Genomic DNA, 25,803 nt, shown 5'->3' with positions numbered 1-25,803 from the left:
GAAACCGGGTCCGCCCCTTCGCCGCGCGTCCGTACAGCGGTCACCGAGACGCGCCGCTCCTGCGTTCGGGGATACTGGACGGGCAGACCAAGAGGGAAAGGCCACCACACGTGACTGAGATCGAGATCGGGCGCGGCAAGCGCGGCCGCAGGGCGTACGCGTTCGACGACATCGCCATCGTCCCGAGCCGGCGCACCCGGGACCCGAAGGAGGTCTCGATCGCCTGGCAGATCGACGCCTACCGCTTCGAGCTCCCCTTCCTCGCCGCCCCCATGGACTCGGTCGTCTCCCCGCAGACCGCCATCCGCATCGGCGAGCTGGGCGGCCTCGGCGTCCTGAACCTCGAAGGCCTGTGGACCCGGTACGAGGACCCGCAGCCGCTGCTCGACGAGATCACGGAGCTCTCCGAGGAGGCCGCCACCCGCCGCCTCCAGGAGATCTACGAGGCCCCGATCCAGGCCGACCTGATCGGGCAGCGCATCAAGGAGGTGCGCGACTCCGGCGTCGTCACCGCCGCCGCGCTCTCCCCGCAGCGCACCGCCCAGTTCTCCAAGGCCGTCGTCGACGCGGGCGTGGACCTCTTCGTCATCCGCGGTACGACGGTCTCCGCCGAGCACGTCTCCGGCGCCGCCGAGCCGCTGAACCTGAAGCAGTTCATCTACGAGCTCGACGTCCCCGTCATCGTCGGCGGCTGCGCCACGTACACCGCGGCCCTGCACCTGATGCGCACCGGTGCGGCCGGCGTGCTGGTGGGCTTCGGCGGCGGCGCCGCGCACACCACCCGCAACGTGCTCGGCATCCAGGTCCCGATGGCCACCGCCGTCGCGGACGTGGCCGCGGCCCGCCGCGACTACATGGACGAGTCGGGCGGCCGGTACGTGCACGTCATCGCCGACGGCGGCGTGGGCTGGTCCGGCGACCTGCCGAAGGCCATCGCCTGCGGTGCCGACGCCGTGATGATGGGCTCCCCGCTGGCCCGCGCCACGGACGCGCCCGGCAAGGGCCACCACTGGGGCATGGAGGCCGTCCACGAGGACGTGCCGCGCGGCAAGAAGGTGGACCTGGGCACGGTCGGCACCACCGAGGAGATCCTCACGGGCCCCTCGCACACCCCCGACGGCTCGATGAACCTGTTCGGCGCCCTGCGCCGCTCGATGGCCACCACCGGCTACAGCGAGCTCAAGGAGTTCCAGCGGGTCGAGGTCACGGTCGCGGACTCGCAGCACCGCCGCTGACCGAAACGGGCGCGCACGGCAGCGCCTGCGCGCGTACGTGAGGGCCGGTACCCCGAGGGGGTGCCGGCCCTCCGGCGTGTCCGGGGGCGCCCGGCGCGGACCGGTCAGAGGCGGTGGGCGGCGCCCGCGGGGCTGGCGCCGCGGGTGTCGAGGAGGAGCTGGGCCTTCACGGCCAGGCCCTGGAGGTCGTACGTGCGGTGGTGCTGGAGCAGGACGGTCAGGTCGGCGCCGGCCGCGGCCTCGTAGAGGGACTCGGCCCGGGGGACCGGCTGGTCGCGCACCCGCCAGCCCGCGACGTACGGGTCGTGGTAGCTGATCTGGGCGCCCAGGTCGAGGAGGCGGCTGGCGATCTCGCGGGCGGGGGAGCCCTCCTGGTCGGCGAGGTCGGGCTTGTAGGTGACCCCGAGGAGCAGCACGCGGGCGCCGCGGGCGGACTTGCCGTGCTCGTTCAGGAGGGTGGCGCAGCGCTGGATGACGTACTGCGGCATCCGGTTGTTGACCTCCTGGGCGAGGCCCATCATGCGCAGGGGGTGGCCGGGGGTGCGGGGGGTGTGGGGGAGGTAGTTGGGGTCCAGGGGGACCCCGTGGCCGCCGACTCCGGGGCCGGGGCGGAAGGCCTGGAACCCGTACGGCTTGGTCTCGGCGCAGCGGATGACGTCCCAGAGGTCCACGCCGAGGTCGTGGCAGAGAACCGCCATCTCGTTGGCCAGCGCGATGTTGACGTGCCGGTAGGTGGTTTCGAGGAGCTGGACGGTCTCGGCCTCGCGCAGTCCGCGGGCCCGGACGACCTTGTCGGTGAGGCGGGCGTAGAAGGCGGCGGCGGACTCGGTGCAGGCGGGGGTGAGGCCGCCGATCACCTTGGGGGTGTTGGCGATGCCGTGGGTGCGGTTGCCGGGGTCGAGGCGGCTGGGGGAGTAGGCCAGGTGGAAGTCCCTTCCGGCGCGCAGCCCGGAGCCGGCTTCGAGGAGGGGCCGCAGGTAGTCCTCCGTGACGCCGGGGTGGGCGGCGGATTCGAGGATGACGGTGGTGTGCGGGCGCAGCCGGGCGGCGAGCGCGCGGGCGGCCTCGCCGACGGCGGACAGGTCGAGGGCCCGGTCGGCGCCGAGGGCGGTGGGTGCGCAGATCACGGCGGTGCGGACGCGGCCGAGCTCGACGGGGTCGGTGGTGATGCGGAAGCCCGCGGCCGACATGCGGCGGACCTCGGCGGCGCTGAGGGTGGTGTCGGTGGCCGGACCGGTCTCGTAGCCGACGGTCGCGATGCCGGCGGCCACCGCGGCCTGGGCGAGGGGGAGGCCGAGGTGGCCGAGGCCGATGACGGCGAGGTCTGCGGGCATGGAGGGCCGTCCTTCCCTAACCGGAGAGGGCTGGGCGCGCAACTCCTGCGAAACACGAAAGCTGGCGCTATGTCAGACTAGGCGTATATATGACCGATCTGCGGCATTGTGGGCTGGGGGTCGCCGTTGTGTTGTCCACAGGCGGTGGCTGATCGGGGAGCGGGCGGTCAGAATCGTGGCGTGGGGAATGTGAGCCGGGTCACTCCGGGTCACTCCGGGTCGCTCCTGGCTGCTCCGTGCCGCTTCGGGCCGCTTCGGGCTGGGAGGGGCCGGTTCGTTCGGGAGGAGTGGGTCGGCCGGGGCCGGGCAGGCGGGCCTGTGGGCGGGCGCGGTGGGCAGGGCAGGGCAGGCAGGGCAGGCAGAGCAGGCAGGGCAGGAACGGGAGGCAGCGGTGAGGACAGCGACACTGGGACCCGCGCAGCGCGCCGATGCGCTCGCCCGGATGGCCGAGCGGGAGCTGGACGTTCTGGTGGTGGGCGCGGGCGTGGTCGGCGCGGGCACCGCGCTGGACGCGGTCACGCGCGGGCTGTCGACGGGCATCGTGGAGGCCAGGGACTGGGCCTCGGGGACGTCGAGCAGATCGAGCAAGCTCATCCACGGCGGGCTGCGCTATCTGGAGATGCTCGACTTCGCCCTGGTCCGCGAGGCCCTCAAGGAGCGCGGTCTGCTGCTGGGCCGCCTGGCGCCGCACCTGGTCAAACCGGTGCCCTTCCTCTACCCGCTCCAGCACCGCGGCTGGGAGAGGTTCTACGCGGGCTCGGGCGTGGCGCTGTACGACGCGATGTCGGTGTCGAGCGGGCACGGGCGCGGTCTGCCCGTGCACCGGCACCTCACGCACCGGCAGGCCCTGCGGGTGGCCCCCTGCCTGCGCAAGGACGCCCTGGTGGGCGCCCTGCAGTACTACGACGCCCAGATGGACGACGCCCGGTACGTCGCCACGCTGGTGCGCACGGCCGCGGCGTACGGGGCCCTGGCGGCGAACCGTGCGCGGGTCACGGGCTTCCTGCGCGAGGGCGAGCGGGTGGTCGGGGCGCTGGTCCAGGACGTGGAGGGCGGCGGTGAGTACCGCATCCGGGCCAAGCAGGTCGTCAACGCCACCGGCGTGTGGACGGACGACACGCAGGCGCTGATCGGGGAGCGCGGGCAGTTCCACGTCCGGGCGTCCAAGGGCATCCATCTGGTCGTACCGAAGGACCGCATCCATTCGACCACCGGGCTGATCCTGCGCACCGAGAAGTCCGTGCTGTTCGTGATCCCGTGGGGCCGGCACTGGATCGTGGGTACGACGGACACGGACTGGGACCTCGACAAGGCCCACCCGGCCGCCTCCAGCGCCGATATCGACTACCTGCTGGAGCACGTGAACTCCGTGCTCGCGGTCCCGCTGACCCGCGAGGACGTGCAGGGGGTCTACGCGGGCCTGCGGCCCCTGCTGGCCGGGGAGTCGGACGCGACGAGCAAGCTCTCCCGCGAGCACACGGTCGCGCACCCGGCCCCGGGGCTGGTGGTGGTCGCGGGCGGCAAGTACACGACCTACCGCGTGATGGCGAAGGACGCCGTGGACGAGGCCGTGCACGGACTGGACCAGCGCGTGGCCGCGTGCGTCACGGAGGACGTGCCGCTGGTCGGCGCCGAGGGGTACCGGGCGCTGTGGAACGCGCGGGCGGGGATCGCCGCCCGCACCGGGCTGCACGTGGCCCGCGTCGAGCACCTCCTCAACCGCTACGGCTCCCTGACGGAAGAGCTGCTCGGGCTGATCGCCGCCGACCCGGGACTCGGCGAGCCGCTCGGCGGGGCGGACGACTACCTGCGGGCGGAGGTGGTCTACGCGGCTTCGCACGAGGGCGCACGCCATCTGGACGACGTCCTCACCCGGCGGACCCGCATCTCCATCGAGACCTTCGACCGGGGGACGCGCAGCGCGCGGGAGTGCGCCGAGCTGATGGCGCCCGTACTGGGCTGGGACAAGGGGCAGATCGAGAGGGAGGTGGAGCACTACGAGAAGCGGGTGCAGGCGGAAAGGGAATCGCAGCGCCAGCCCGACGACCAGACGGCGGACGCCGCCCGGCTGGGGGCGCCGGACATCGTTCCGCTCTGAGGTCCGCCCCGGGAATCAAGTGATCTTGAGGCGCTTCTGAGGTTCGGTGGAACCGCGGACCCCGGGCATCCGTCCGTGCCGGAGTGAGGAACAATGAGGTTCCAGCCGGGGCGGGTTGCCGCGCCCCCCGCTGACGCGGGGGCGGCCCGGCGAGGGTGAACCGCAGGCGGCACGAACGCAGAGGGGACGCATGTCGAAGCCGGAGCACACGCGCAAGCCGGATGCCCTTGCGGGCGGTGCAGCCGGTTCTCCCGTGACCGGTCCCCGCACCTCCCCCGAGGAGGAGCCGGCCGGACTCGCCGCGCCCGGGGCCGGGTCCGGCGCGTCCGGTGGAGCGGTGGCGGCGGAGGCTGACGCAGGGTCTGCCGCCGCGGAGAATCGGCCTGATGACGCCGCGTCCGCGGGAGCGGAAGCGGCGGTGGAAGCGTCCGAAGCGGAACCGGCTGCAGCTGAGCCGTCCGGGGCCGGGGACGGGGCCGAGCGGTCCGAGTCGGAGTCCGGGGCCGGGGCGCCCAAGGTCGGTCTCGGGAAGGGCGGTTCGGCCGGTGCCGGTGCCGGTGCAGGTGCCGGGACTGGCGCGTCGGGTTCCGGCGGGCCCCAGGCCGGTGCCGCGGCCGGGGCAGGGGTTTCGGTGCAGGACGCGCCGGCCCCCGCGGCCAAGGTCGCGCTGGGCAAGGGGCGGGCTGCTGCTCCGGCTGCCGCGTCGGCTGCGGCCGGTGGAGGGGTTGCGGAGGGCTCCGGCGGGGCTTCCGGGGGTTCGGACACCGGTGAGCACCAGGGCCGGCTGCTGTCCGGCCGCTACCGGCTGGGGCGGGTCCTCGGCAAGGGCGGCATGGGTACGGTCTGGCGGGCCGTGGACGAGACCCTGGGCCGTTCCGTCGCGGTCAAGGAGCTCCGGTTCTCCAACGCCGTCGACGAGGACGAGAAGCGCCGGCTGATCACCCGTACCCTCCGCGAGGCCAAGGCCATCGCGAAGATCCGCAACACCGGTGCCGTCACCGTGTTCGACGTGGTCCACGAGGACGACCGGCCGTGGATCGTGATGGAGCTCGTCGAGGGCTCCTCCCTCGCCGAGTTCATCCGCGACAAGGGCGTCCTGACGCCCCGCCGGGCCGCCGAGGTCGGACTCGCGGTGCTCGACGTGCTGCGCGCCGCGCACCAGGAGGGCATCCTCCACCGCGACGTGAAGCCCTCCAACGTGCTGATCTCGGAGAGCGGCCGGGTGGTCCTCACGGACTTCGGCATCGCCCAGGTCGAGGGGGACCCCTCGGTCACCTCCACCGGGATGCTCGTCGGCGCGCCCTCGTACATCTCCCCGGAGCGGGCGCGCGGTTACAAGCCCGGCCCGCCCGCGGACATGTGGTCGCTCGGCGGCCTGATCTACGCCTGCACCGAAGGGGTTCCGCCGTACGACAAGGGGTCCGCCCTCGCGACCCTGACCGCCGTGATGACCGAGCCGGTCGACCCGCCGAAGAACGCGGGCGCGCTGGCCGACGTCATCTACGGCCTGCTCGCCAAGGACCCCGAGCAGCGCCTCGACGACGCGGGCGCCCGCGTCCTCCTCAACGCCGTCATCAACGCCCCGGAGCCCGAGCCGGAGCCCCCGTCCGACCAGACCCGGGTCATCGCCTTGCCGCCCGTACCGGAGGAGGCCGCGGCGAACGCGTCCGCCGCCGCTGCGGCGAAGGACGCGTCCAAGGAGGCCTCGAAGGAGGCGGCCAAGGAGGCGGCGAAGGCGGCCCGCGAGGCGAAGGAGGCGGCCAGGGCAGCCAGGGCGGCCAAGGCCTCCAAGGAGAAGGAGCGGGTCCGGGCCGCGCTGTCCTCCGTGCGGGCGGCCGCGGCGGCCGTGAAGACCGAGAAGGCCGAGAAGGCCGAGAAGGGCGCCAAGGGCGAGGTCGCGGCCTCCGCGGCCGGGGCCCCGGCCGGCCGGCGGACCGCGCCCGCGGCCCCGCTCACGGACGTGGTGCCGCGGCAGACGATCGCGATGGCGCTCGTGGCGCTGGTGGTCGTGCTGGCCGCGATCGGCGGCGTGATCGCGTACGTGTTCAGCGGGGACGACGACCCGGAGCGCGACAGCAAGGGCCAGCAGGGCAAGACCGGAGCGGGCTCCGCCGCGGCCGCTGCCTCCGGCGGCGGCTCCGGGGGCAGCGCCTCGGGCGGCGCCACCCAGGGCCAGGGCCAGGGCCAGGGCCAGGGCCAGGGCCAGGGCCAGAGCCAGGGCGCCGGCGGGGAGTCCGCCGGCAGCCAGGGGCAGGCGCAGGGCCAGACGAAGGGGCAGGGCGAGGGCAAGGGCGGCACCCAGGGCGGTACCCAGGCCGGGGGTCTGCCGGCGGGGTACGTGCAGGTCGCCGACGACCGCTTCCGCTTCACGATGGCCATGCCGAAGGACTTCAAGCTCACCGACATAGCGGGCCGCAACTCCGGCGGGATCTACAGCCGCGGCGGCGGGTTCCCGCGGATCCAGGTCGACTTCAACGACAGCCCCGGGGACGACGCGCGCCTCGCCTGGATCCAGCTCTCCGCGGCGGTGGCCGGCAGCAGCCGCAACTACAAGATGATCGGTATCGCGCAGACGGAGTACCGCGGCTATCCGACCGTCGCCGACTGGCAGTTCGAGCGGGACCAGGGCGGCGAGCGGATCCGGATACTGAACCGCGGGTTCAAGGTCGACGCGACGCACGGCTACGCGATCATGATCAGCTGCAAGGTGGCGGACTGGAACGGCGCCGAGTGCAAGACGCTCCGCGAGACGGCGTTCGCGACCTTCCAGCCGAAGGGCTGACCCCGGCAGCGCGCGACCGGGTGCCGTGACCCGCACCCCCCAACCCGCCCGGACCCGCGACGCGGGTGGCCGCTGCGACGTATCGTGAGAGTCCGCGGACCGTACGCAGCCGCAACGGGCCGGAATCCGACCGGAATTGGCCTGTTTCGGTGGGTACGCCCGTGGCTGCTCGTGACGGGGGAACGCGTTGGGGAGGCGGGTCGTGGAGGAGTACGCGGGAAGGGTCCTTGCCGACCGCTACCGTCTGCCGCTGCCGCCGTCCGACGAGTTCGACCTCGTCGAGACCCGGGCCTTCGACACCCGCAGCGGCCAGGAAGTGCTGGTGCGCCAGGTCCCGCTGCCCGAGGTGGTCGACGCCGAACTGCTCGACGAGCCGGGCGCGGAGGCCGGCGGCGGCTATGGGGCGGGGCCCGGTGGCGGCGCGGGTGCGCGGGCCCGCCGGGGCGGGGAGCGCGGGGCGACCCGGCGGCCCTCCGATCCGGTGGTGCGGCGCGCGATCGAGGCGGCGCAGGCGGCCGCGGGGATCCCCGACCATCCGCGGCTCGACCAGGTCTTCGACGTGTTCGCCGAGGGCGGCTCGCTGTGGATAGTGAGCGAGCTGGTGCGGGCCCGCCCGCTGGCGGCGCTGGTCGCCGAGCGGCCCCTGAACCCGTACCGGGCGGCGGAGGTCGCCGCGGACGTGCTGACCGCGCTGCGCGTGCTGCACGCGCACGGGTGGACCCACCGGAACATCACCGTCCGCACGGTGCTGGTCTGCGAGGACGGCCGCGTGGTGCTGACCGGCCTGGCGGCCGGGGCGGCGGAGGAGGCCCTGTGCGGCTACGACGTGGTCCCGCCGCCCGAGGACCCCGCGCCGGACCCCGTCCCCGAACCGCCCCGGCCCGGCTGGGGCGTCCCCCTCACCGCTTCCGCCCCGCCCGCCCGGGGCGGTGACCGGGCGGCCGGACCCCAGGCCCACCTCCAGGTGCCGCAGGGCCGGGATCCGGAGCCGGCTGCGGGCGGGAGCGGGTACGGGGCCCCGAGTCCGTACCGGGACCAGGGTCTGTACGCGGGTACGGGCGCGGGCGGTGGCCCGGGGGCGGGCGCGGCTGACGATCCCCTGACCGACCCCCTGACGGGTCCGCTGCCCGAGGCGTACCGCGGCGGGAGCGGCGGGCTCCCCGGCGCGGGCCGGGCCCACGGGACCGGCGGGGAGGCCGGTGCCGGGAGCGCGGGCGCGGAGACGGCTGCGGACGGGTACGGGCCGGGTTCCCCGGATCCGAAGGCCGCGGCGCGGGCCGGGACGGTCGCCGCCTACCGGGCCGGGGTCGCCCAGGCCGCTGCGCGCGCCGCCGAGGAGCGCCGGGCCGCCGAGCTCTCCGAACCCCGACCGGAGGGCTCGAACCTCCCGCAGGGCTACTCGTACCCGTACGGCAGGCCGGACGCGGGAAGCTGGCACGGTGCCACCCCGCGGACCCCGGCCCTCCCGGCCGGTTTCACTCCGGCCGACCCGCAGGGGGCCGGGGACCAGCAGTCCGCGGCCGCGGCCGGCCGCCCGGCACTTCCGCCCGCGTCGGTGCCGGGGGCACACCAGGACCAGGGCCGCGGGCCGCACCCCGGCGCGGGCGCCGCCCCGGTGGGGCCCCAGGGCGCCTACCCGGCCCCCGGCCCGGACGCGCAGCCCGCCGCCTACGGCGGCCCCGACAGCCCCGCGGGCTACGCCGACCCCGGCAGCTCAGCCCCCCATGCGGATCCGGGCAGCTCCGCTGCCTACACCGATCCGGGCAGCCGCGCCGCCTACGCCGATTCCGGCAGTCCTGCTGCTTACGCCGGCCCCGGCAACCCCGCAGCCCAGGGCCGTACCCCGGTACCGGGCCGTGACCCCGGCCAGGCCCCCGTGCCGGGCGGTCCCGCCGGGCCGGGCCGGGACGCCGTACCGGGTCAGGGGCCCGTGCACGGCTACGGTCCCGGAGCGGGCCGGGGCGCCACGGCCGGTCAGGGGCCCGCTGCGGAAGCGGAGTTCCGGGCGGGACGGGCTCCCGCGCCCGGCCATGCGGCCGTACCCGGTCGGGCACCCGTACCCGGGCAGGCTCCCGCGCCCGGCCATGCGGCCGTACCCGGGGACGCTTCGGCGTCCGGTCAGGCGTTCGCGCCCGGTCAGGTGCCCGGCCGTGTGGCCGCACCCGGGCAGGCGCTCGTCCCCGGGCACACGTCCGTCCCCGGGCAGGCAGGCGGCTCCGGGCACGGGGCGGTTTCCGGTGGGCACGGGACCGTGCCTCACGGGCAGGCGTCCGCGGTGGCGCATGCGCAGGGGCCCGCGCAGGATGCGGCCGGGCGTGGATGGGACGGGGGGGACGGCGGCCGGGGGCGCGGGGCCGGGACGGTGCTCGGGGCCGAGCGGGCGCGGCAGGCGCGGATCGTGGTCGTCGGGGCCGTCACCGAGCGGTGGGCGCCCGAGCAGGCGCACCCCGTGCACGAGAACTGGCAGCTCGCCGCCCCCGTCGGGCCCGCCGCCGACCTGTGGGCCCTCGGGGCCCTGCTCTACCGGGTGGTCCAGGGCCACGCCCCCTACCCGGAGGACAGTGCCGCCGAGCTGGTCGAGATGGTCTGCTCCGAGCCGCCCGCCTTCGCGGAGGAGTGCGGGCCGCTGCGGCCGGTGGTCGAGTCCCTGCTGCGTCAGGACCCCACGGAGCGGCCGGACTTCGAGGAGCTGCGCGGCTGGCTGCGCTCGCTCGTGCGCTCCGCCCCGGAGCCGGACGCGGGCGCCGGGGTGGTGCAGCTCCCGGCCCCCGACGCGGCCCGGCTCCCGATCGTGCGCCGTCGCGGCGAACTGGTCCGCAGGCGCCGCTCCGCGTCCCGTACGGGCCGCCCGGGGCGCGCCGCGGGCAAGGGGGACGCGGCCGCGCACGGCCGGCACCGGCAGTCGGGCCGGCCCCGCCCCGAGCCCGAGGCGGTCGGGCACGCGGCCCCGGAGGCCGCAGGGGAGCCGCGCCGGCCGCGGCCCTCGCCCTCGCCGCGCCCCCGGCCCGGCGGCCGGCAGCAGCGCCCGCAGGGTGGCGCCGGGGCGCGCTCGCTGGGGCGCAACCTGCTGCTCGGCATCATGCTGGCGCTCGCCGGGGCGGTGGCGTACGCGATGGTCTTCCTCCCGAAGTCCGAGCCCGCCGCGAAGGAGATCGCCGGGCCCCCGGCCGCGAGCAGCGGGGCGGGCTCCTCCGCGCCGGCCACCGCCGGCTCCTCCGCCCCCGCCCCCCGCCCGACCGGCGGCACCCGCCCGCCGCAGCCCGACCCGCAGACCACGACCCCGGCCACCCCGCGCGCCACCGCCGAGGTCCCCAAGGGGTACACGCTGGTCAGGGATGCGGAGGGCTTCCAGGTGGTGGTTCCCGAGCGCTGGGACCGGCGCGCGCGCAACGACGCGGGCCAGGTCCGCTTCGCCGACGGGGAGTTCGAGCTGATCGTCGTACCCGGCCGGGACTCCTTCCAGGGCAATCCGGACCCGCTCGGCTACCAGCGCGACCGGGAGCGGGAGCTGGATCCGTACCGGGCCTCCAGCTGGGCCCAGCAGCTCGACGCGCGGCAGCTCACCGTCGGTCAGAAGGTGATGGCGGAAGGCCAGTACACGTGGACCGACGCGAGCGGGCGGTCCGTGTACGTGCGCAACCGGGTCGTTGCGCTCGGCGGGCGCTACCACGTGCTCATGGTCATCGGGCCCGAAGGAAGCCGCGACAAGGTCACCGAGATCTTCGAACGGGCCACGGCCAGTTACCAGTCGGGAGCCTGAGGCAACGGGGTGACCTGCCGAAACCGACAGTTCCGTCACAGTGCGGTCTCGCAGGCCCCCGGTGGTATGGACTGCTCTTCGGCGCTCCGTAATCTGGCCCTCCGGAAACGGAGAAGCGGCAGGATTTCGTGAATCAAAGGACAGGTGCGGGCGCAGTGCTCGCAGGCCGGTACCGGCTCGGCGAGTCCATCGGCACCGGCGGCATGGGCAAGGTCTGGCGGGCCCATGACGAGCTGCTGCACAGGACCGTCGCCGTCAAGGAACTGACGGCGGGTCTGTACGTCGCCGAGGCCGACCGGGCCATCCTGCACGCGCGGACGCAGAAGGAGGCCCGGGCGGCCGCGCGGATCGCGCACCCGGCCGTGGTCACCGTCCACGACGTGCTCGAACACGACGAACGCCCGTGGATCGTCATGGAGTACATCGACGGGCCCTCCCTCGCCGAGGCCGCCAAGGCGGCCGGCCGCATCGAGCCCCGCGAGGCCGCCCGCATCGGACTGCACGTCCTCGGCGCCCTGCGCGCCGCGCATGCGGTCGGCGTGCTGCACCGCGACGTGAAACCGGGCAACGTGCTGCTGGCCAAGGACGGCCGGGTGCTGCTGACCGACTTCGGGATCGCCGCGATCGAGGGGGACTCCTCCATCACCCGCACCGGCGAACTCGTCGGCTCCATCGACTACCTGGCGCCCGAGCGGGTCACCGGCGGCGCCCCGGACCCGGCCTCCGACCTGTGGTCCCTCGGCGCCACCCTCTACACGGCCGTCGAGGCCCGCTCGCCCTTCCGCCGCACCTCGCCCATCTCCAGCCTGGCGGCCGTGGTCAACGACGAGCCGCCGCCGCCCGCGCAGGCCGGTGCGCTCGGCCCCGTCATCACGGCGCTGCTGCGCAAGGACCCGGCGCAGCGGCCCTCGGCCGCCGAGGCCGAGCAGATGCTGATCGAGGCGATGGAGGGCCGGGAGCCGCGGTCCGCGCAGGCGTACGTACCGACGCAGTCGATATCCGGCAGCGGCCCGGTGCCCGACCCGTACCCCGGCGGCGCCCACTCCGGCCAAGGCCGCTCCGGCCCCGGGCAGTCCGGTCCCGCGCGGTCCGGCCACACCCGTCCCGCGCACACCCTGCCGGGTCCGCCCGCGGCCGCGCGCGAGCAGCACGCCCCGTACGAGCAGCACCCGCAGCAGGCCCCGTACCAGCAGCACCCGCCGTACGGCCGGCACCGGCAGGGCCCGTACGCCGCCCTGCTGCCCCCGCACCTGTCGCCCGCGCCCGCCCGCGGCCGGGGTGACGGGCGCCTGCGCCGGATCGCGGTCGTAGCTCTGGTCGCGGCCCTCGTCGGCGGCGGACTGGCCTTCGGGGCCCTCAAGTACTACGGCCCGGAGAAGGGGGGCGGGTCCGGCGGCACCACGACCGGTACGACCACCGGCACCGCCGGCGGCACCGGAGCGGGCAAGGATTCCGGGAAGGACGGCGCCCGGCCCGCCGGAGCCGTCCCCGAGGGCTGGCGCGAGGTCACCGACGCCGAGGGCTTCACGCTCTGGGTCCCCGAGGGCTGGCGCCGCCAGACGGACGGGGACCAGATCGACTACACCCCGGACAACGGGAAGCACCGGATCCGGATCAGCGTGGACCCGACCCCGGACTTCCCGGACCCGTACGCGCACCTCCTCGCCCTGGAGAAGACCGTGCGCGGCCGGCTGCCCCGCTACGAGCGCCAGACCCTGCACCCGAACACCTTCCGCGGCCGGACCCAGGCGGGCATCTGGGAGTTCACCTGGACCGAGAAGAAGGACTTCCCCGGCAAGCGGCGGGCGATCGACCAGATGTACGTGGCCCCGGACGGGACCGAGTACGCGATCTACATGTCGGGGCCCCAGTCGGACTGGGACACGACCCGGGAGCAGTTCGACACGGTGCTGCGGGGCTGGCGGGCGCCCTGAGGGCCCTCCGGCGCAGCTGCCGGGCCCGTCCGGGGCCCTCCAGAGCCGCTTCCGGGCCGGGCCGGGGCCCCGTTTCCGGCCACCCCGGGCCGTCCTGCCAGTGATTGCTGGCGGAATCGCAGAAAACGGTTACCGCCGGGTATCCAAAGGGCCCCGGGGCGGCTTACGCTCACCGGCATGACGGACTCGCAGGCCCCCGCCCCCCTCCGCAGCGTCCCGCCCGCCGCGGAGGACAAGCCCGCCAACCCCGTGGCCCCCGCCCCGGCCGGCGCACGCACCGCCGCCGACGTGGTGACCCCCGCCCTCGTGGCCCGGCTCACCGCCGGGATCGCGGGCTCCGGCCGCACCGCCAACCACACCCCCTTCACCGGGGAGAAGCTGGCGGACCTGCCCGAGGCCTCCCCGGACGAGGTGGCCGGGGCCTTCGCCGCCGCCCGCGCCGCCCAGTCCCGCTGGGCCGCCGTACCCGTCCGCAGCCGGGCCGGGGTCCTGCTCCGCTTCCACGACCTGCTGCTGGAGCGGCAGTCCGAGGTCCTCGACCTCATCCAGCTGGAGACCGGCAAGGCCCGCCTCCACGCCCACGAGGAGGTCCAGGCCGTCGCGGTCGCGGCCCGCCACTACGGCCGCAAGGCCCCCTCCTACCTGCGCCCGCGCGGCCACCAGGGCGCCATGCCCACCCTCACCAAGGTCACCGAGCTGCGCCAGCCCCGCGGGGTCGTCGGCCAGATCGCCCCCTGGAACTACCCCCTCGAGCTCTCCGTCGGCGACGCCCTGCCCGCCTTCGCCGCGGGCAACGCCGTCGTGATGAAGCCCGACACCGAGACCGCCCTCACCGCCCTGTGGGCCCGCCGCCTCCTCATCGAGGCCGGGCTGCCGGAGGAGGTCTTCCAGGTGGTCCTGGGCGAGGGCCCGGTCGTCGGCCCCGAGGTGGTCCGGCACGCCGACTACGTCTCCTTCACCGGCTCCACCCGCACCGGCCGCGAGGTCGCCCGCGGCGCCGCCGAGCGCCTCATCGGGGTCACCCTGGAGCTCGGCGGCAAGAACGCCATGCTCGTCCTGCACGACGCCGACATCGAGAAGGCCGCCGCGGGCGCCGTCCGCGCCTGCTTCTCCTCCGCGGGCCAGCTGTGCATCTCCATCGAGCGGCTGTACGTCCACGAGTCCGTGGCCGACGCCTTCCTGGAGCGGTTCGCCGCCCGCACCCGCGCCATGCGGCTCGGCAGCTCCCTCGCGTACGGCGCGGACATGGGCTCGCTGGTCGGCGAGCGGCAGCTGGAGACCGTACGGCGGCACGTGGACGAGGCCGTGGCCAAGGGCGCGACCCTGGTCGCCGGCGGGCGGGCCCGCCCCGACATCGGCCCCCTCTTCTACGAGCCCACCATCCTCGACGGGGTCGAGCCCCCCATGGCCGTGTGCACGGAGGAGACCTTCGGGCCGGTCGTCTCCGTCTACCGGTTCACCGACGAGGACGCGGCGGTCGCCCTCGCCAACTCCACCCCGTACGGCCTCAACTCCAGCGTCTGGACCCGGGACGCCCGCCGCGGCCGTGCCGTCGCCGCCCGGATGCGCACCGGCACCGTCAACATCAACGAGGGCTACGCCCCCGCCTACGGCAGCGTCGGCGCCCCCATGGGCGGCATGAAGGACTCCGGGCTCGGCCGCCGGCACGGCTCCGAGGGCATCCTCAAGTACACCGAGGCCCAGACGGTCGCCCACCAGCGGCTGATCCCGATGGCCCCCTCCCTGGGCATGGACGACGAGGCGTACGCCGCCTTCATGACCCGCAGCCTCAAGATCATGAAGGCTCTCCGACTGCGCTAGGAGGCGCGGCAGTGACGTACGACGAGCACGACGGCGGGGACGGCGGCGGCAGGGACGGCGCAGAGGGCTTCGACTACGACGTCATCGTCGTCGGTTCGGGCTTCGGCGGCGCCGTGTCCGCCCTGCGGCTCACCGAGAAGGGCTACCGCGTCGGCGTGCTGGAGGCGGGCCGCCGCTTCACGCGCGACGCGCTGCCCAGGAACAGCTGGGACCTGCGCAACTACCTGTGGGCCCCGGCCCTCGGCCTGTACGGGATCCAGCGGATCCACCTGCTCGGCAACGTGATGGTGCTGGCGGGAGCCGGGGTCGGCGGCGGCTCGCTCAACTACGCCAACACCCTCTACGTCCCCCCGCCGGCCTTCTTCGGCGACCGCCAGTGGGCCTCGATCACCGACTGGCAGGAGGAGCTCGCCCCGTACTACGACCAGGCCCGGCGGATGCTCGGGGTCCGGCTCAACCCCACCCTGACCCCCTCCGACGTGCACCTGAAGGCCGTGGCCGAGCGGATGGGCGTCGGGGACAGCTTCCACATGGCCCCCGTCGGCGTCTTCTTCGGCGACGGGGAGGACGCCGGGGGTGACTGCCGCGCCCGGCCCGGCCAGGAGGTTCCCGACCCGTACTTCGGCGGCGCCGGACCCGCCCGCAGCGCCTGCACCGAATGCGGCGAGTGCATGACCGGCTGCCGGCACGGCGCGAAGAACACCCTCAACGAGAACTACCTCCACCTCGCCGAGCGCGCCGGGGCCGAGATCCGCCCCATGACCACGGTCACCGCCCTCGCCGAGCACCCCGGCGGCGGCTACCGGGTGCGGACCGTCCCCACCGACGGCCGCCGCGCCGGCCGGACGAAGGCGAAGGGGAAGGGCCGGGCGGAGGTGCTGCGCGCCCGGCACGTGGTCCTCGCCGCCGGCACCTACGGCACCCAGACCCTCCTGCACACCATGAAGGACCGCGGCGAACTCCCGCGGATCTCGCCCCGCCTCGGCGACCTGACCCGCACCAACTCCGAGGGCCTGGTCGGCGCCCAGACCGACGACCGCCGCTACCGCAGGCGCCACGGGCCGCAGGCCCGCGCCGACTTCACCCGCGGCGTGGCCATCACCTCCTCCGTGCACCCCGACGGGGACACGCACATCGAGCCGGTCCGCTACGGCAGGGGCTCCAACGCCATGGGGTTCATGACGATCCTCCAGGTCCCCTACTCCCGCCACCGCGTGGCGGCCTGGCTGGGCCGCACCGCGGCGCACCCGCTGCAGTTCCTGCGCTCGCTCTCCAACCGGCGCTGGTCCGAGCGGACCATCATCGGCCTGGTCATGCAGTCCCTGGACAACTCGCTCACCACCTACCGCAAGCCCGGCGGCATCGGCAAGGGCCTCCTGACGGCCCGTCAGGGCCACGGCGCCCCCAACCCCACCCAGATCGCGGAGGCCACCCGCGCGGCCACCCTGCTCGCCGAGGAGATCAACGGCTTCCCGGGCAGCAACGTGGGCGAACTGATGGGCACCCCGCTGACCGCGCACTTCCTCGGCGGCTGCCCGATCGGGGCCACCGCCGAAGAGGGGGTCGTCGACCCGTACCACCGGCTGTACGGGCATCCCGGGATCTCCGTCGTGGACGGCTCCGCGGTCTCCGCGAACCTCGGGGTGAACCCCTCGCTGACCATCACGGCCCAGGCCGAACGGGCCATGTCGTACTGGCCGAACAAGGGGGAGCGGGACCCGAGGCCCGTACAGGGGGCCGCGTACGAGCGGCTGCCGGCGGTGGAACCGGTCAGTCCGGCGGTGCCGAAGGAGGCCTTCGGGGCCCTGCGGCTGCCCTTCCTGGCCGTACCCGCGGTGCCGCCGAAGCGGCCGCAGCAGGCGGAGCCTTCGCCGGAGCCCCCGGCGGAGCCTTCGCCGGAGCCGGCGTAGGGCCGGACCACGGAGGGCTGCACGCCCCCTCCGCGTGCAGCTCCCCGTGCGCAGTCCCGCGTGTACGCCGGAGCGCTGGTCCCGCACTGGTGTGACCGCGCGGGGGCGCCGGAGGTTGTATGCGGATGCGGAAATTCCGACGTGACCCGCGCCACACGGATGTGCGTGGTGTGTGCATCGTCCTCAATTCGTGACCTCGCAGCGGGCAACTCTGTCACCGATCCATGGGTCGATGGGGGCATGAAGCGAATATCCCTGCTGGTCGCGGCAGGTCTGGCGGTCGTCGGCCTGTCGGCCCCGGCGTCCGCCGCAGAAGTTCCCGTCTTCCGGTTCGGCGGGAAATCCGAGGTCCGGCTCGCTCCCGACCCGCAGACCGGGAAGGCCGAGCGGGTCACCTTCACCCTCAGGGAGGCGGGCGAACTCCCCGCCGCCGCGTACGACCGGCCGTACGAGGCCACCGTGGACTTCACCGGACTGGCCGGGATCGCCGAAGTCGAGCTCGTGGACAGGATGTTCGACGCCGACTGCGAGATCCGCGGCACCGTCGCGCACTGCGCCGACAGCAGGATCAGGACCGAGCCCAGCGAGCTCGCCGTCCTCGAACTGCGCGCCGCCGAGGGCAGCCGGCCGGGCGACACCGGCACCATCAAGGTCACCGCGCAGGCCGACGGGGTCGTCTTCACCCCGTTCACCAGCACCGTCACCGTCGGCGGCACCGACGTCTCGGTGTTCCCCTTCGACCTGGAGCCCCGGCCGCGCACCGGCCAGAAGCAGCCCCTGCCCATCGCCTTCAAGAACACCGGCAGCGCCGACGCCCGCGAACTGCTGATGGAGCTCGACACCACCCGCGGTGCCGAGATCGTCGAGCGCTACTCCAACTGCACCTACCCGGACCCGCGGCGCAAGTCCCGCACCAGCAGCGTCGCCTGCCACTTCACCGGGCCCTTCAAGGCCGGGAAGGCCTACGCGCTCGACGGGGCGCTCACCCTCCTGACCAACGCCCACGCCCTGCGCGACTCCTTCTCGTACACGCTCACCCCCGACCCGAAGCAGCTGCCCGCCGGGCTGGGCCTCGACGGCGGCAGGAGCGGGGGACCGGCGCTCGCCGTGCGCCCGCAGGAGCGCACGGCGCTGACCGCCGACCCCGCCCCGGGCGACAACGGGCAGAGCTACGCCTTCCGGACCCCCAACACCGTGGACTTCGCGGCCATCGGCGCCACCCTCCACGCGGCCGAGGGCGCCGGGGCCGTCCTCAGCGTCGGCCAGCGCAACGCGGGCCCCGCCTGGACGGAGCTCACCGGGGGCGCCGCGCGCGTCGCCGAGGTGCAGATCCCGCCGGGCGCGCGCGTCACCCGCAAGCCCGCGGGCTGCGAGGCGCGGACCTCCGACGACAAGCCGCGCGCCGAAGAACTCGGCGCCCCCCGCTACCGCTGCACCGGCACCCGGCCCGTCTTCCTCGACGGGGACGCCGAGACCCACCGCTTCGAGCTGGTCGTCGACCGGTTCGTCCCGGACGCGGCCGGCAGCGTGCGCATCGGGGCCTCCTTCGGGGAGCGGGGCCCGCTCGGCAGGGACGGCAAGCCCGCGAACGACAGCGCGCCCCTGGTCCTGAACCCGAAGCCGGCGCCCACGCCGACCGCCACCCCGAGCCCCTCGGCCACGGCGACCGCCCCGCCCACCCCGGGCGCATCGGCCTCCCCGGCCCCGTCGGCGACCCCGACCCCCTCGGCCTCCGCCTCGGCGCGCGGCGACCTGGCCCGCACCGGGGCCGACGCGGGCGGGCTGGGCCTGCTGGCGGGGGCGGCCCTGCTGGCCGGCGGCGCCCTGGTGTTCGCGTCCCGGCGCCGCTCGGGCCGCGCGTAGCAGCCCGTACGGAACCGACCGGGCCCGCACATGCGGAACGGCCGGCCCCGGGCGTCCCCGGTGCCGGCCGTCCTCTGGGGTGACCGGGCTGCTGTCCCCTGCCGTCCGGTCACGCGCCGGAGCGGGGTCCCACGGCGTACGCTCCACGGGCCGTACGCCTCACCGCTCCAGCAGAGCCACGCGTGGTGGTGCGCTCCCGCGCCTGGCTGGCGCGGACATCCACACCAACGAAGGCCCCCGGGCCCGGTCACGGTCCGGACGGGTGACGAACGGCCGCGCGGCGGGGCGCGGCGGCTGCGCACCGCCCGGACGCCCCCGGCGGCGGGCCTCAGACCCGGCCGCGGCACAGCTCCAGCAGGGTCATCGCCAGGGCCGTGCCCTGCTTGGTGCCCAGCGCGTCGCCGAAGTGCGCCAGCACCTCCATCTCGCGCGCGAGGTGCACGCGCCGCCCGCCGGAGGTGATCCGGGCCTCCTGGATGACCGCCGAGACGGCCATCCGCTCCTGGATCAGCCCGATGATGCGGTCGTCGATCGCGTCGATGCGGGCGCGGGAGTCGGCGATCAGCTGCTCGGGGGAGGCAGCGGACGCGGCGGCGGTGGCGGTGGCGGTGGTGGTCATCGTTCTCTCCTGTGGGTGGGGCGGGCGGCGGGCGCCGCGGTCCGGGAGCCTGAGGAGCGGGAACGCGAAAGCGCCCCGGTCCTGTCGGACCGGGGCGCTCCTGGAAGTCGGCGGCTCAAGCGGAGCAGCACGCGTACCCATGGCGACCGGACCGACCGGTGCCATAGGTAAAGAGGAAGCTCAGCTGCTTGCGCACGTCACGGATTATGGCCCCGTGCCCCGCCGTGCACCAAGCGGGTTCGGATGGTGAGACGAAAACGGGTGTACGGGCCCCGTTAGAATCGACAAACAGCCCGAGTGAACAGCTCCTCTCCGCCGGAAGGCCGCCCCCGTGCCAGAAGCACCCTCCGTCGCCCCTGACACCGTTCTCGTCGTCGACTTCGGCGCGCAGTACGCCCAGCTCATCGCCCGCCGGGTCCGCGAGGCCCGGGTCTACAGCGAGATCGTGCCGAGCACGATGCCCGTGGCCGAGATGCTGGCCAAGGACCCGAAGGCGATCATCCTCTCCGGCGGCCCGTCCTCCGTCTACGAAGAGGGCGCCCCGCAGCTCGACCGCGCGCTGTTCGAGGCCGGGGTCCCCGTCTTCGGCATGTGCTACGGCTTCCAGCTGATGGCCGTCACCCTCGGCGGCACCGTCGACAACACCGGTGCGCGCGAGTACGGCCGTACCCAGCTGTCCGTCACCAAGGCGGGCTCGACCCTCTTCGAGGGCACCCCCGAGCACCAGTCCGTGTGGATGTCCCACGGCGACGCCTGCTCCGCCGCCCCCGAGGGCTTCACGGTCACCGCCTCCACCGGCGTGGTCCCGGTCGCCGCCTTCGAGAACGACGAGAAGAAGCTGTACGGCGTGCAGTACCACCCCGAGGTGATGCACTCGACGCACGGCCAGCAGATCCTGGAGCACTTCCTCTACCGCGGCGCCGGCATCGAGCCGAACTGGACCACGGGCAACGTCATCGAGGAGCAGGTCGCGGCCATCCGCGAGCAGGTCGGCGACCGCCGCGCCATCTGCGGCCTCTCCGGCGGCGTGGACTCCGCGGTCGCCGCGGCCCTGGTCCAGAAGGCCATCGGCAACCAGCTGACCTGCGTGTACGTCGACCACGGCCTGATGCGCAAGGGCGAGACCGAGCAGGTCGAGAAGGACTTCGTCGCGGCCACCGGCGTACAGCTGAAGGTCGTCGACGCCCAGGAGCGCTTCCTCAACGCCCTCAAGGGCGTCTCCGACCCGGAGGAGAAGCGCAAGATCATCGGCCGCGAGTTCATCCGCGTCTTCGAGCAGGCGCAGGCCGAGATCGTCGCCGAAGCTCCCGGCGACCAGCCCGTGGAGTTCCTGGTGCAGGGCACGCTGTACCCGGACATCGTCGAGTCCGGCGGCGGCACCGGCACCGCGAACATCAAGTCGCACCACAACGTCGGCGGCCTCCCCGAGGACCTGGAGTTCAAGCTCATCGAGCCGCTCCGCCAGCTCTTCAAGGACGAGGTCCGCATGGTCGGCCAGGACCTGGGCCTGCCCGAGGAGATCGTCCAGCGCCAGCCCTTCCCGGGCCCCGGCCTCGGCATCCGCATCGTCGGCGAGGTCACCCGCGAGCGCCTGGACCTGCTGCGCGAGGCCGACGCCATCGCCCGCGCCGAGCTGACCGCGGCCGGCCTCGACCGCGAGATCTGGCAGTGCCCGGTGGTCCTCCTCGCCGACGTCCGCAGCGTCGGCGTCCAGGGCGACGGCCGCACCTACGGGCACCCGATCGTGCTGCGCCCGGTCTCCTCCGAGGACGCCATGACGGCGGACTGGACCCGGATGCCGTACGAGGTCCTGGCGAAGATCTCCACCCGCATCACCAACGAGGTCCCGGACGTGAACCGCGTGGTGCTCGACTGCACCAGCAAGCCGCCGGGCACCATCGAGTGGGAGTAGGGGCGGACCCCGGCACCCCCGGGACCCCCTGACAGGGCCGTCGCCCCGCCACCGTGCGGGACGGCGGCCCTGCCGCATGTCCGGCCGCCCCGCTGCCGGCGCCGCAGGCACCGCCCTGCGCCGGGTCTCTGGCCACCTGCCACGGGTCCGGGTACCTTGCGCCCGACCCGACGAAGGAGCGCCGCCATGCCCGAGCCCGCGCACCACTCCACCGAGCCCGCGCGGCCGGAGCCGGAGCCGGGTCCCGTACCGGTGCGGCCGGACCCGGTGCCCGTGGAGCGGCTGCGGTTCGCGATGCCGCCGGTGCACACGGACCCGGCCGCGGAGCGCGCGTACCGCAGGGAGCGGCTGGCGGGGGCGCTGCGGCTGTTCGGCGAGCTCGGCTTCGAGGACGGGGTCTCGGGCCACATCACGGCGCGGGACCCGGAGTTCGCCGACTGCTTCTGGGTCAACCCCTTCGGGGCGGCGCTCGGCGCGATCACCGCGGAGGAGCTGCTCCTGGTGTCGGGGGACGGCCGGGTGCTGCGGGGCGGGCGGCACGTGAACCAGGCGGCCTTCGCCGTGCACGCCGCCGTGCACCGGGCCCGGCCCGGGGTGGTGGCCGTGGCGCACGCGCACTCGGCCCACGGCCGGGCCTTCGCCGCCCTCGGCGAACTCCTCGACCCGATCAGCCAGGAGGCCTGCGCCTTCTACGAGGACCACGCCCTCCTGGACCGGTTCACGGGAGTCGCGGTGGACGAGGCGGAGGGGGCGCTGATCGCGGCGGCCCTCGGCCCGTACAAGGCCCTGGTGCTGCGCAACCACGGGCTGCTGACCGTCGGGGACTCGGTGGACGCGGCGGCCTGGTGGTTCGTCTCGATGGACCGCGCCTGCGGGATCCAGCTGGCCGCGAAGGCCGCCGGGAAGCCCGTGCGCATCGACCACAGGAGCGCCGTCGCCACCCGGGAGCAGCTCGGCACGGACCTGGTCGCGTGGATCAGCTACCAGCCGCTGTGGCAGCGCGTCGCGTCAACACCGCGTACGGACAATCACCCGCCCTGACATCGGTGGCGATCCGGAGCACTGCCGCAGTGGTGCACAATTCGCAGGCACTGCACGGTAGTTAGGGAGGCGGCACATCGTGGCTGTCCAGGAATTGCACCGGAGTACCCACGGCGGCGGCTGCACCTGCGAGGCCTGCCCGCACGGGGCGCGCGAGGGGCACCGCCGGGCCGTCGCCGCGTTCCTCGAGATGCGCGACGGCCTCGCCGCGGGCCAGGGCCTGCCCGCGGCCGTCGCGCGCTCCGCCGGGGCCTCCCGGCAGTGGGTGTCCGACGAGCTGACCCAGTCGGCCCGCGGGGTCGCGGACCGCGGGCGCGAGGCCGGGCAGTCCTGGCTGTACCTGCTGTCGCGGCGGGCCGTCCTCGCCGTGTGGATCGCCGCCGGGGTGCTGCTCGTGGTGCAGGTGGCCACCGCCCTCGGCACCGGCTGGAGCCCGGCCCGCACCGCGGGGCTGCTCTCCGCCCTGGTGCTCGCCGTGCTGCTGACGGTGGCCGCGCGGGCGCAGATGCGCCGCGGCGGGCTGCTGGCCCCGCTGATCGGCGAGGACAACCGGCTGTCCACCTCGCGGGCGGTGCCCTGCGCCTGGCTGGTGGTGACGGCGTTCGCGGCCCTGCTGCCCGCGGTGCGGCTGGCCGCCTCCGGTTCCGCGGCGCAGGGTGCGCGGCCCGCCGGCCTGCCGGGCGGGCTCGCCCTGTCCGGGGCGCTGCCGCTGCTGACCGTACTGGCCGTGACCTGCGCGGTGGCCGTGCTGGTCCGGCGGGTGGTGTCGGTGCGGATCCTGGCGCAGCGGCTGCAGAAGCTGCCCGCGGAGCGGCCGCGCGGGGCGGACCTGGTGACGGACGACTCGGGCCGGGGCAGCTTCCCCGATGCGCAGTACGTGCTGGTCGCCACGGTCACCCTGCTGTACGTGGCGGCCGCGGTGGCCCGCCGCCCGGACCGGCTGCCGCAGCTGCCGTGGGCGCTGGCGGTGCTGACCGTGCTCTCGGCCGCGGTCTACCTGGCGGCGAAGTACGCCGAGGGCAGCCGGCCGCTGGTGCTGTCGGTGGTCCGGATCCGGGAGAAGGGCGAGCTCGACGCGGCCGTCCGCACCGGCGACGACATCGAGATCCGCGGGGTGGGCTTCGTACCGCCCGGGGCCGGGACCCCGGAGATGCTGGCCCGGATCGTGGTCCGGATCGGGACGGTGCACGTGCACGTCCCGCTGGTGCCGGTGCCCGGGGGCTTCAGCAACCCGTCCGACCAGGTGCTGACCGTACCGGTGCCCGCCGACGTGGAGCCCGGCCGCTGCGAGGTGCAGGTGGTGACGGCCGCGGGCGTGGAATCCAACCGCTGCACCATCGACGTGGCCGAGTGACGGGGTGATGATGGCCGGGTGACCGGTTTCGAATCACCCGCCCCGCGCGGGCGCACGACCGCCCCGCGCGAGCGGGTCCGCACCGCCTGGTCCTGGGCGGTCCGCCACCCGCTGCTGCCGCTGCGGATCTTCCTCGGCGCGACCTTCGTGTACGCGGGCCTGGACAAGCTCACGGACTCCGCGTTCCTCAAGGCCTCCGGTCCGGGCTCCATCGGGGAGCTGATGGAGGCGGTCCGCGACGGATCGGCCGTACCCGCGCTCGTGGACCTCGCGCTCAAGGGGCCCGTGGCCTTCGCGGTTCTGCTGGCCGTCGCCGAGGTGCTGGTCGGACTGGGCACCCTGGCCGGGCTCCTCGCCCGGTGGGCGGCCCTCGGCGGTGCCCTCGTCTCGCTCAGCCTCTGGCTGACGGTCAGCTGGCAGACCAGCCCGTACTACTACGGCAACGACCTCCCGTACATGCTTTGCTGGGTGCCCCTCGTGCTGGCCGGGGCCCCGTACCTCTCACTGGACGGGCGCCTTCAGTCCCGCCGGTCCCGCCGCACGGAGTAGGCGACCAGGCCCACGAGGGCCGCGAGCGACAGCCCGCCCACGGTCAGCGGGACGATCGTGTACCAGGGCAGGTCGCCCCCGCCGGTCGCGTCCCCCAGGTACAGCAGCCCCGCCGCGAGCAGGACCAGCCCCGCCAGCAGCCGCCCGGGCTGGAACTCATGACGCCGCACGGGCCACCTCCACCTGTCCCAGCTCCGCTTCGAGCCGCAGTTCGATCTTCCCGCCCGCCGCGGTGCCGGGCACCGGCGGCAGGTCCACCTTCCGCACCAGGTCCCGGTGCGGGTCCACCGCGTCCGCCCGCTCCCCGGGCAGCTGTACGTCGCCCAGCCCGATCCGGATCTCGGCGGTGGCCGCGGCCTCCGGCGGCAGCACCACCTTCAGCCGGCCCGCGTCCACGGACACCCGCACCGCCAGGGTGGTGCCCTCGGGCACGTCGATGCGGCCCAGGTCCAGCGTGGCCAGGCCCGTACCCGCCGTGTACTGCGGCTGCACGGCCGCCACCGAGGCGGGCCGCCACACCGTGTTGCGCCAGAGCGTGCCGATGTCCCGGGGCAGCACCGCGGCCCCCAGCAGCAGCCCGGCCGTGACGACCGACAGCAGCAGGGTCCCGAAGCCCGTACGCCCCTTGACCGAGCTGAAGGCCAGGCCCAGGCCGAACACGGCGAGGGCCGCGGCCAGACCGGTCTGGAGGGCCTGTCCCAGCGGATTGCCGTGCCAGGTGGCGGCCGTGCCCGCGACCGCGGCCAGCAGGGCGGCCACGAAGATCCGCCCGCCGATGCCCTCGCGCGGCCGGCGCTCCGCCGACCCGCACTTCCCGTCCGGGAACTCCCGGGCCGCCGCCGCGTGCCGGGCCGCGGCGGAGCCCTCGCCGCGCGGGCCGGCCTCCGCGTCGGGGTCCGGACCCCACAGGTACCCGAAGGACACCGGGCCCGTCGTCCCGTCCTTGACCAGCGGGTCCCGCCACCACGACACCACCGCGGGGGCGGGCGGGGCCTGCGTCTCCGGCGGGGCCTCGGCCCGCGGATGGGCCGGCTCGCTCTCCGCGGGCCCGGCCTGCCGCCGCCGCCGCGACCAGCGCGCCACCACCCCGAGCCCGACGACCACCAGCAGCGAGAACACGGCCGTGCCGCCGTTGTTCAGCATCGACAGGAACAGCGCGCAGCCCGCCAGGGCCGCCAGTACCGCCGCCAGCGTCGACCCCTCGATCCGGCCGGTCAGCAGGTGCCGCGCCTCGTTGTCCTCCTCGCCCTCCAGGGGGACGAGCAGCCAGGCGAACCCGTACAGCACCAGCCCGGCGCCGCCGGTGACGGTGAGCACCCCGAAGACCACCCGGAAGACCACCGGGTCCACGTCGAAGTACCGGCCCAGGCCCCCGCACACGCCCGCGACCGCCGTGCTGCGCCGGCTGCGGCGCAGCAGCGGCCGCTCCGGACCCGGGGCGGCGGGATCGGCGGCGGGCGCCGCGGGGGAGTCCTGTGCTTCGGTCATGGCTCCATGGTGACGGGCCGCCGCGGGCCCCGGTATCCGGCCCGACCCTGGCCCGACCCTGATATCCGGGCCGCAGAACTGGGGGGATGCCCTGATGTCCCGG

15 protein-coding genes and 1 pseudogene are annotated in these 25,803 nt (G+C 75.1%); 12 read left to right on the top strand and 4 right to left on the bottom strand.

The window, feature by feature from the left end:
- Window positions 1-110: 110 nt before the first annotated feature.
- A complete protein-coding gene (locus tag ACZ7JZ_RS01490; protein WP_470931997.1) occupies window positions 111-1,235 on the top strand; it encodes a GuaB3 family IMP dehydrogenase-related protein in 1,125 nt (374 codons plus the stop codon).
- Between the two features lie 104 nt (window positions 1,236-1,339).
- On the opposite strand, the gene ACZ7JZ_RS01485 is transcribed toward ACZ7JZ_RS01490, so the two are convergent.
- Window positions 1,340-2,569 carry a nucleotide sugar dehydrogenase gene (locus ACZ7JZ_RS01485; protein ID WP_470931995.1) on the bottom strand — a complete coding sequence of 410 codons (1,230 nt, stop codon included), beginning with the start codon at window positions 2,567-2,569 and terminating at the stop codon, window positions 1,340-1,342.
- Between the two features lie 391 nt (window positions 2,570-2,960).
- Here ACZ7JZ_RS01485 and ACZ7JZ_RS01480 point away from each other — a divergent pair, with 391 nt between their 5' ends.
- The 7 genes from ACZ7JZ_RS01480 to ACZ7JZ_RS01450 all read left to right on the top strand — a co-directional run bounded on the left by ACZ7JZ_RS01480 (window position 2,961) and on the right by ACZ7JZ_RS01450 (window position 18,737).
- The gene (locus ACZ7JZ_RS01480) at window positions 2,961-4,667 is read left to right on the top strand and encodes a glycerol-3-phosphate dehydrogenase/oxidase (protein ID WP_470931993.1); all 1,707 of its coding nucleotides are present in this window, start codon (window positions 2,961-2,963) and stop codon (window positions 4,665-4,667) included.
- A 190-nt stretch (window positions 4,668-4,857) separates the two neighbouring features.
- Window positions 4,858-7,449 (top strand): serine/threonine-protein kinase, encoded by a 2,592-nt coding sequence (locus ACZ7JZ_RS01475; RefSeq protein ID WP_470931991.1) that lies wholly within the window; start codon window positions 4,858-4,860, stop codon window positions 7,447-7,449.
- A 202-nt stretch (window positions 7,450-7,651) separates the two neighbouring features.
- The gene (locus ACZ7JZ_RS01470; RefSeq protein WP_470931989.1) at window positions 7,652-11,209 is read left to right on the top strand and encodes a protein kinase; all 3,558 of its coding nucleotides are present in this window, start codon (window positions 7,652-7,654) and stop codon (window positions 11,207-11,209) included.
- A 155-nt stretch (window positions 11,210-11,364) separates the two neighbouring features.
- Window positions 11,365-13,143 carry a serine/threonine-protein kinase gene (locus ACZ7JZ_RS01465; RefSeq protein ID WP_470931987.1) on the top strand — a complete coding sequence of 593 codons (1,779 nt, stop codon included), beginning with the start codon at window positions 11,365-11,367 and terminating at the stop codon, window positions 13,141-13,143.
- Window positions 13,144-13,320: 177 nt separating this feature from the next.
- Window positions 13,321-14,964 (top strand): succinic semialdehyde dehydrogenase, encoded by a 1,644-nt coding sequence (locus ACZ7JZ_RS01460; RefSeq protein ID WP_470931985.1) that lies wholly within the window; start codon window positions 13,321-13,323, stop codon window positions 14,962-14,964.
- A gap of 11 nt (window positions 14,965-14,975) precedes the next feature.
- Window positions 14,976-16,874, top strand: coding sequence for a GMC oxidoreductase (locus tag ACZ7JZ_RS01455; protein WP_470931983.1), 1,899 nt, complete (start codon window positions 14,976-14,978; stop codon window positions 16,872-16,874).
- A gap of 240 nt (window positions 16,875-17,114) precedes the next feature.
- A complete protein-coding gene (locus ACZ7JZ_RS01450; protein ID WP_470931981.1) occupies window positions 17,115-18,737 on the top strand; it encodes an LPXTG cell wall anchor domain-containing protein in 1,623 nt (540 codons plus the stop codon).
- Window positions 18,738-19,065: 328 nt separating this feature from the next.
- Here the strand turns inward: ACZ7JZ_RS01450 and ACZ7JZ_RS01445 are convergent.
- A pseudogene (locus tag ACZ7JZ_RS01445) lies at window positions 19,066-19,389 on the bottom strand (chorismate mutase); the annotation flags it as partial.
- A gap of 298 nt (window positions 19,390-19,687) precedes the next feature.
- On the opposite strand from ACZ7JZ_RS01445, the gene guaA reads away from it, so the two are divergent.
- The 4 genes from guaA (at window position 19,688) to ACZ7JZ_RS01425 (ending at window position 24,212) form a co-directional block, all read left to right on the top strand.
- Window positions 19,688-21,268, top strand: coding sequence for a glutamine-hydrolyzing GMP synthase (gene guaA, locus ACZ7JZ_RS01440; protein WP_470931979.1), 1,581 nt, complete (start codon window positions 19,688-19,690; stop codon window positions 21,266-21,268).
- Between the two features lie 186 nt (window positions 21,269-21,454).
- Window positions 21,455-22,309: a class II aldolase/adducin family protein gene (locus ACZ7JZ_RS01435; protein ID WP_470931977.1), complete on the top strand. Its 855-nt coding sequence runs from the start codon at window positions 21,455-21,457 to the stop codon at window positions 22,307-22,309.
- Between the two features lie 79 nt (window positions 22,310-22,388).
- Entirely contained in the window at window positions 22,389-23,663 is a 1,275-nt protein-coding gene (locus ACZ7JZ_RS01430) for a hypothetical protein (protein WP_470931975.1), read from the top strand.
- A gap of 111 nt (window positions 23,664-23,774) precedes the next feature.
- Window positions 23,775-24,212: a DoxX family protein gene (locus ACZ7JZ_RS01425; protein WP_470932439.1), complete on the top strand. Its 438-nt coding sequence runs from the start codon at window positions 23,775-23,777 to the stop codon at window positions 24,210-24,212.
- On the opposite strand, the gene ACZ7JZ_RS01420 is transcribed toward ACZ7JZ_RS01425, so the two are convergent.
- Both ACZ7JZ_RS01420 and ACZ7JZ_RS01415 read right to left on the bottom strand, forming a co-directional pair.
- Window positions 24,182-24,382: a hypothetical protein gene (locus tag ACZ7JZ_RS01420; RefSeq protein WP_470931973.1), complete on the bottom strand. Its 201-nt coding sequence runs from the start codon at window positions 24,380-24,382 to the stop codon at window positions 24,182-24,184. The two genes, ACZ7JZ_RS01425 and ACZ7JZ_RS01420, sit on opposite strands and share 31 nt — an antisense overlap.
- A complete protein-coding gene (locus tag ACZ7JZ_RS01415; protein ID WP_470931971.1) occupies window positions 24,369-25,700 on the bottom strand; it encodes a PspC domain-containing protein in 1,332 nt (443 codons plus the stop codon). Before ACZ7JZ_RS01415 ends, ACZ7JZ_RS01420 begins: the two co-directional genes overlap by 14 nt.
- Window positions 25,701-25,803: the final 103 nt, after the last annotated feature.

The organism is Streptomyces sp. NPDC038213 (assembly GCF_055600495.1).
The sequence above is the reverse complement of the archived record's forward strand: the minus strand, read 5'-3'. Positions and strand labels throughout refer to the sequence as shown.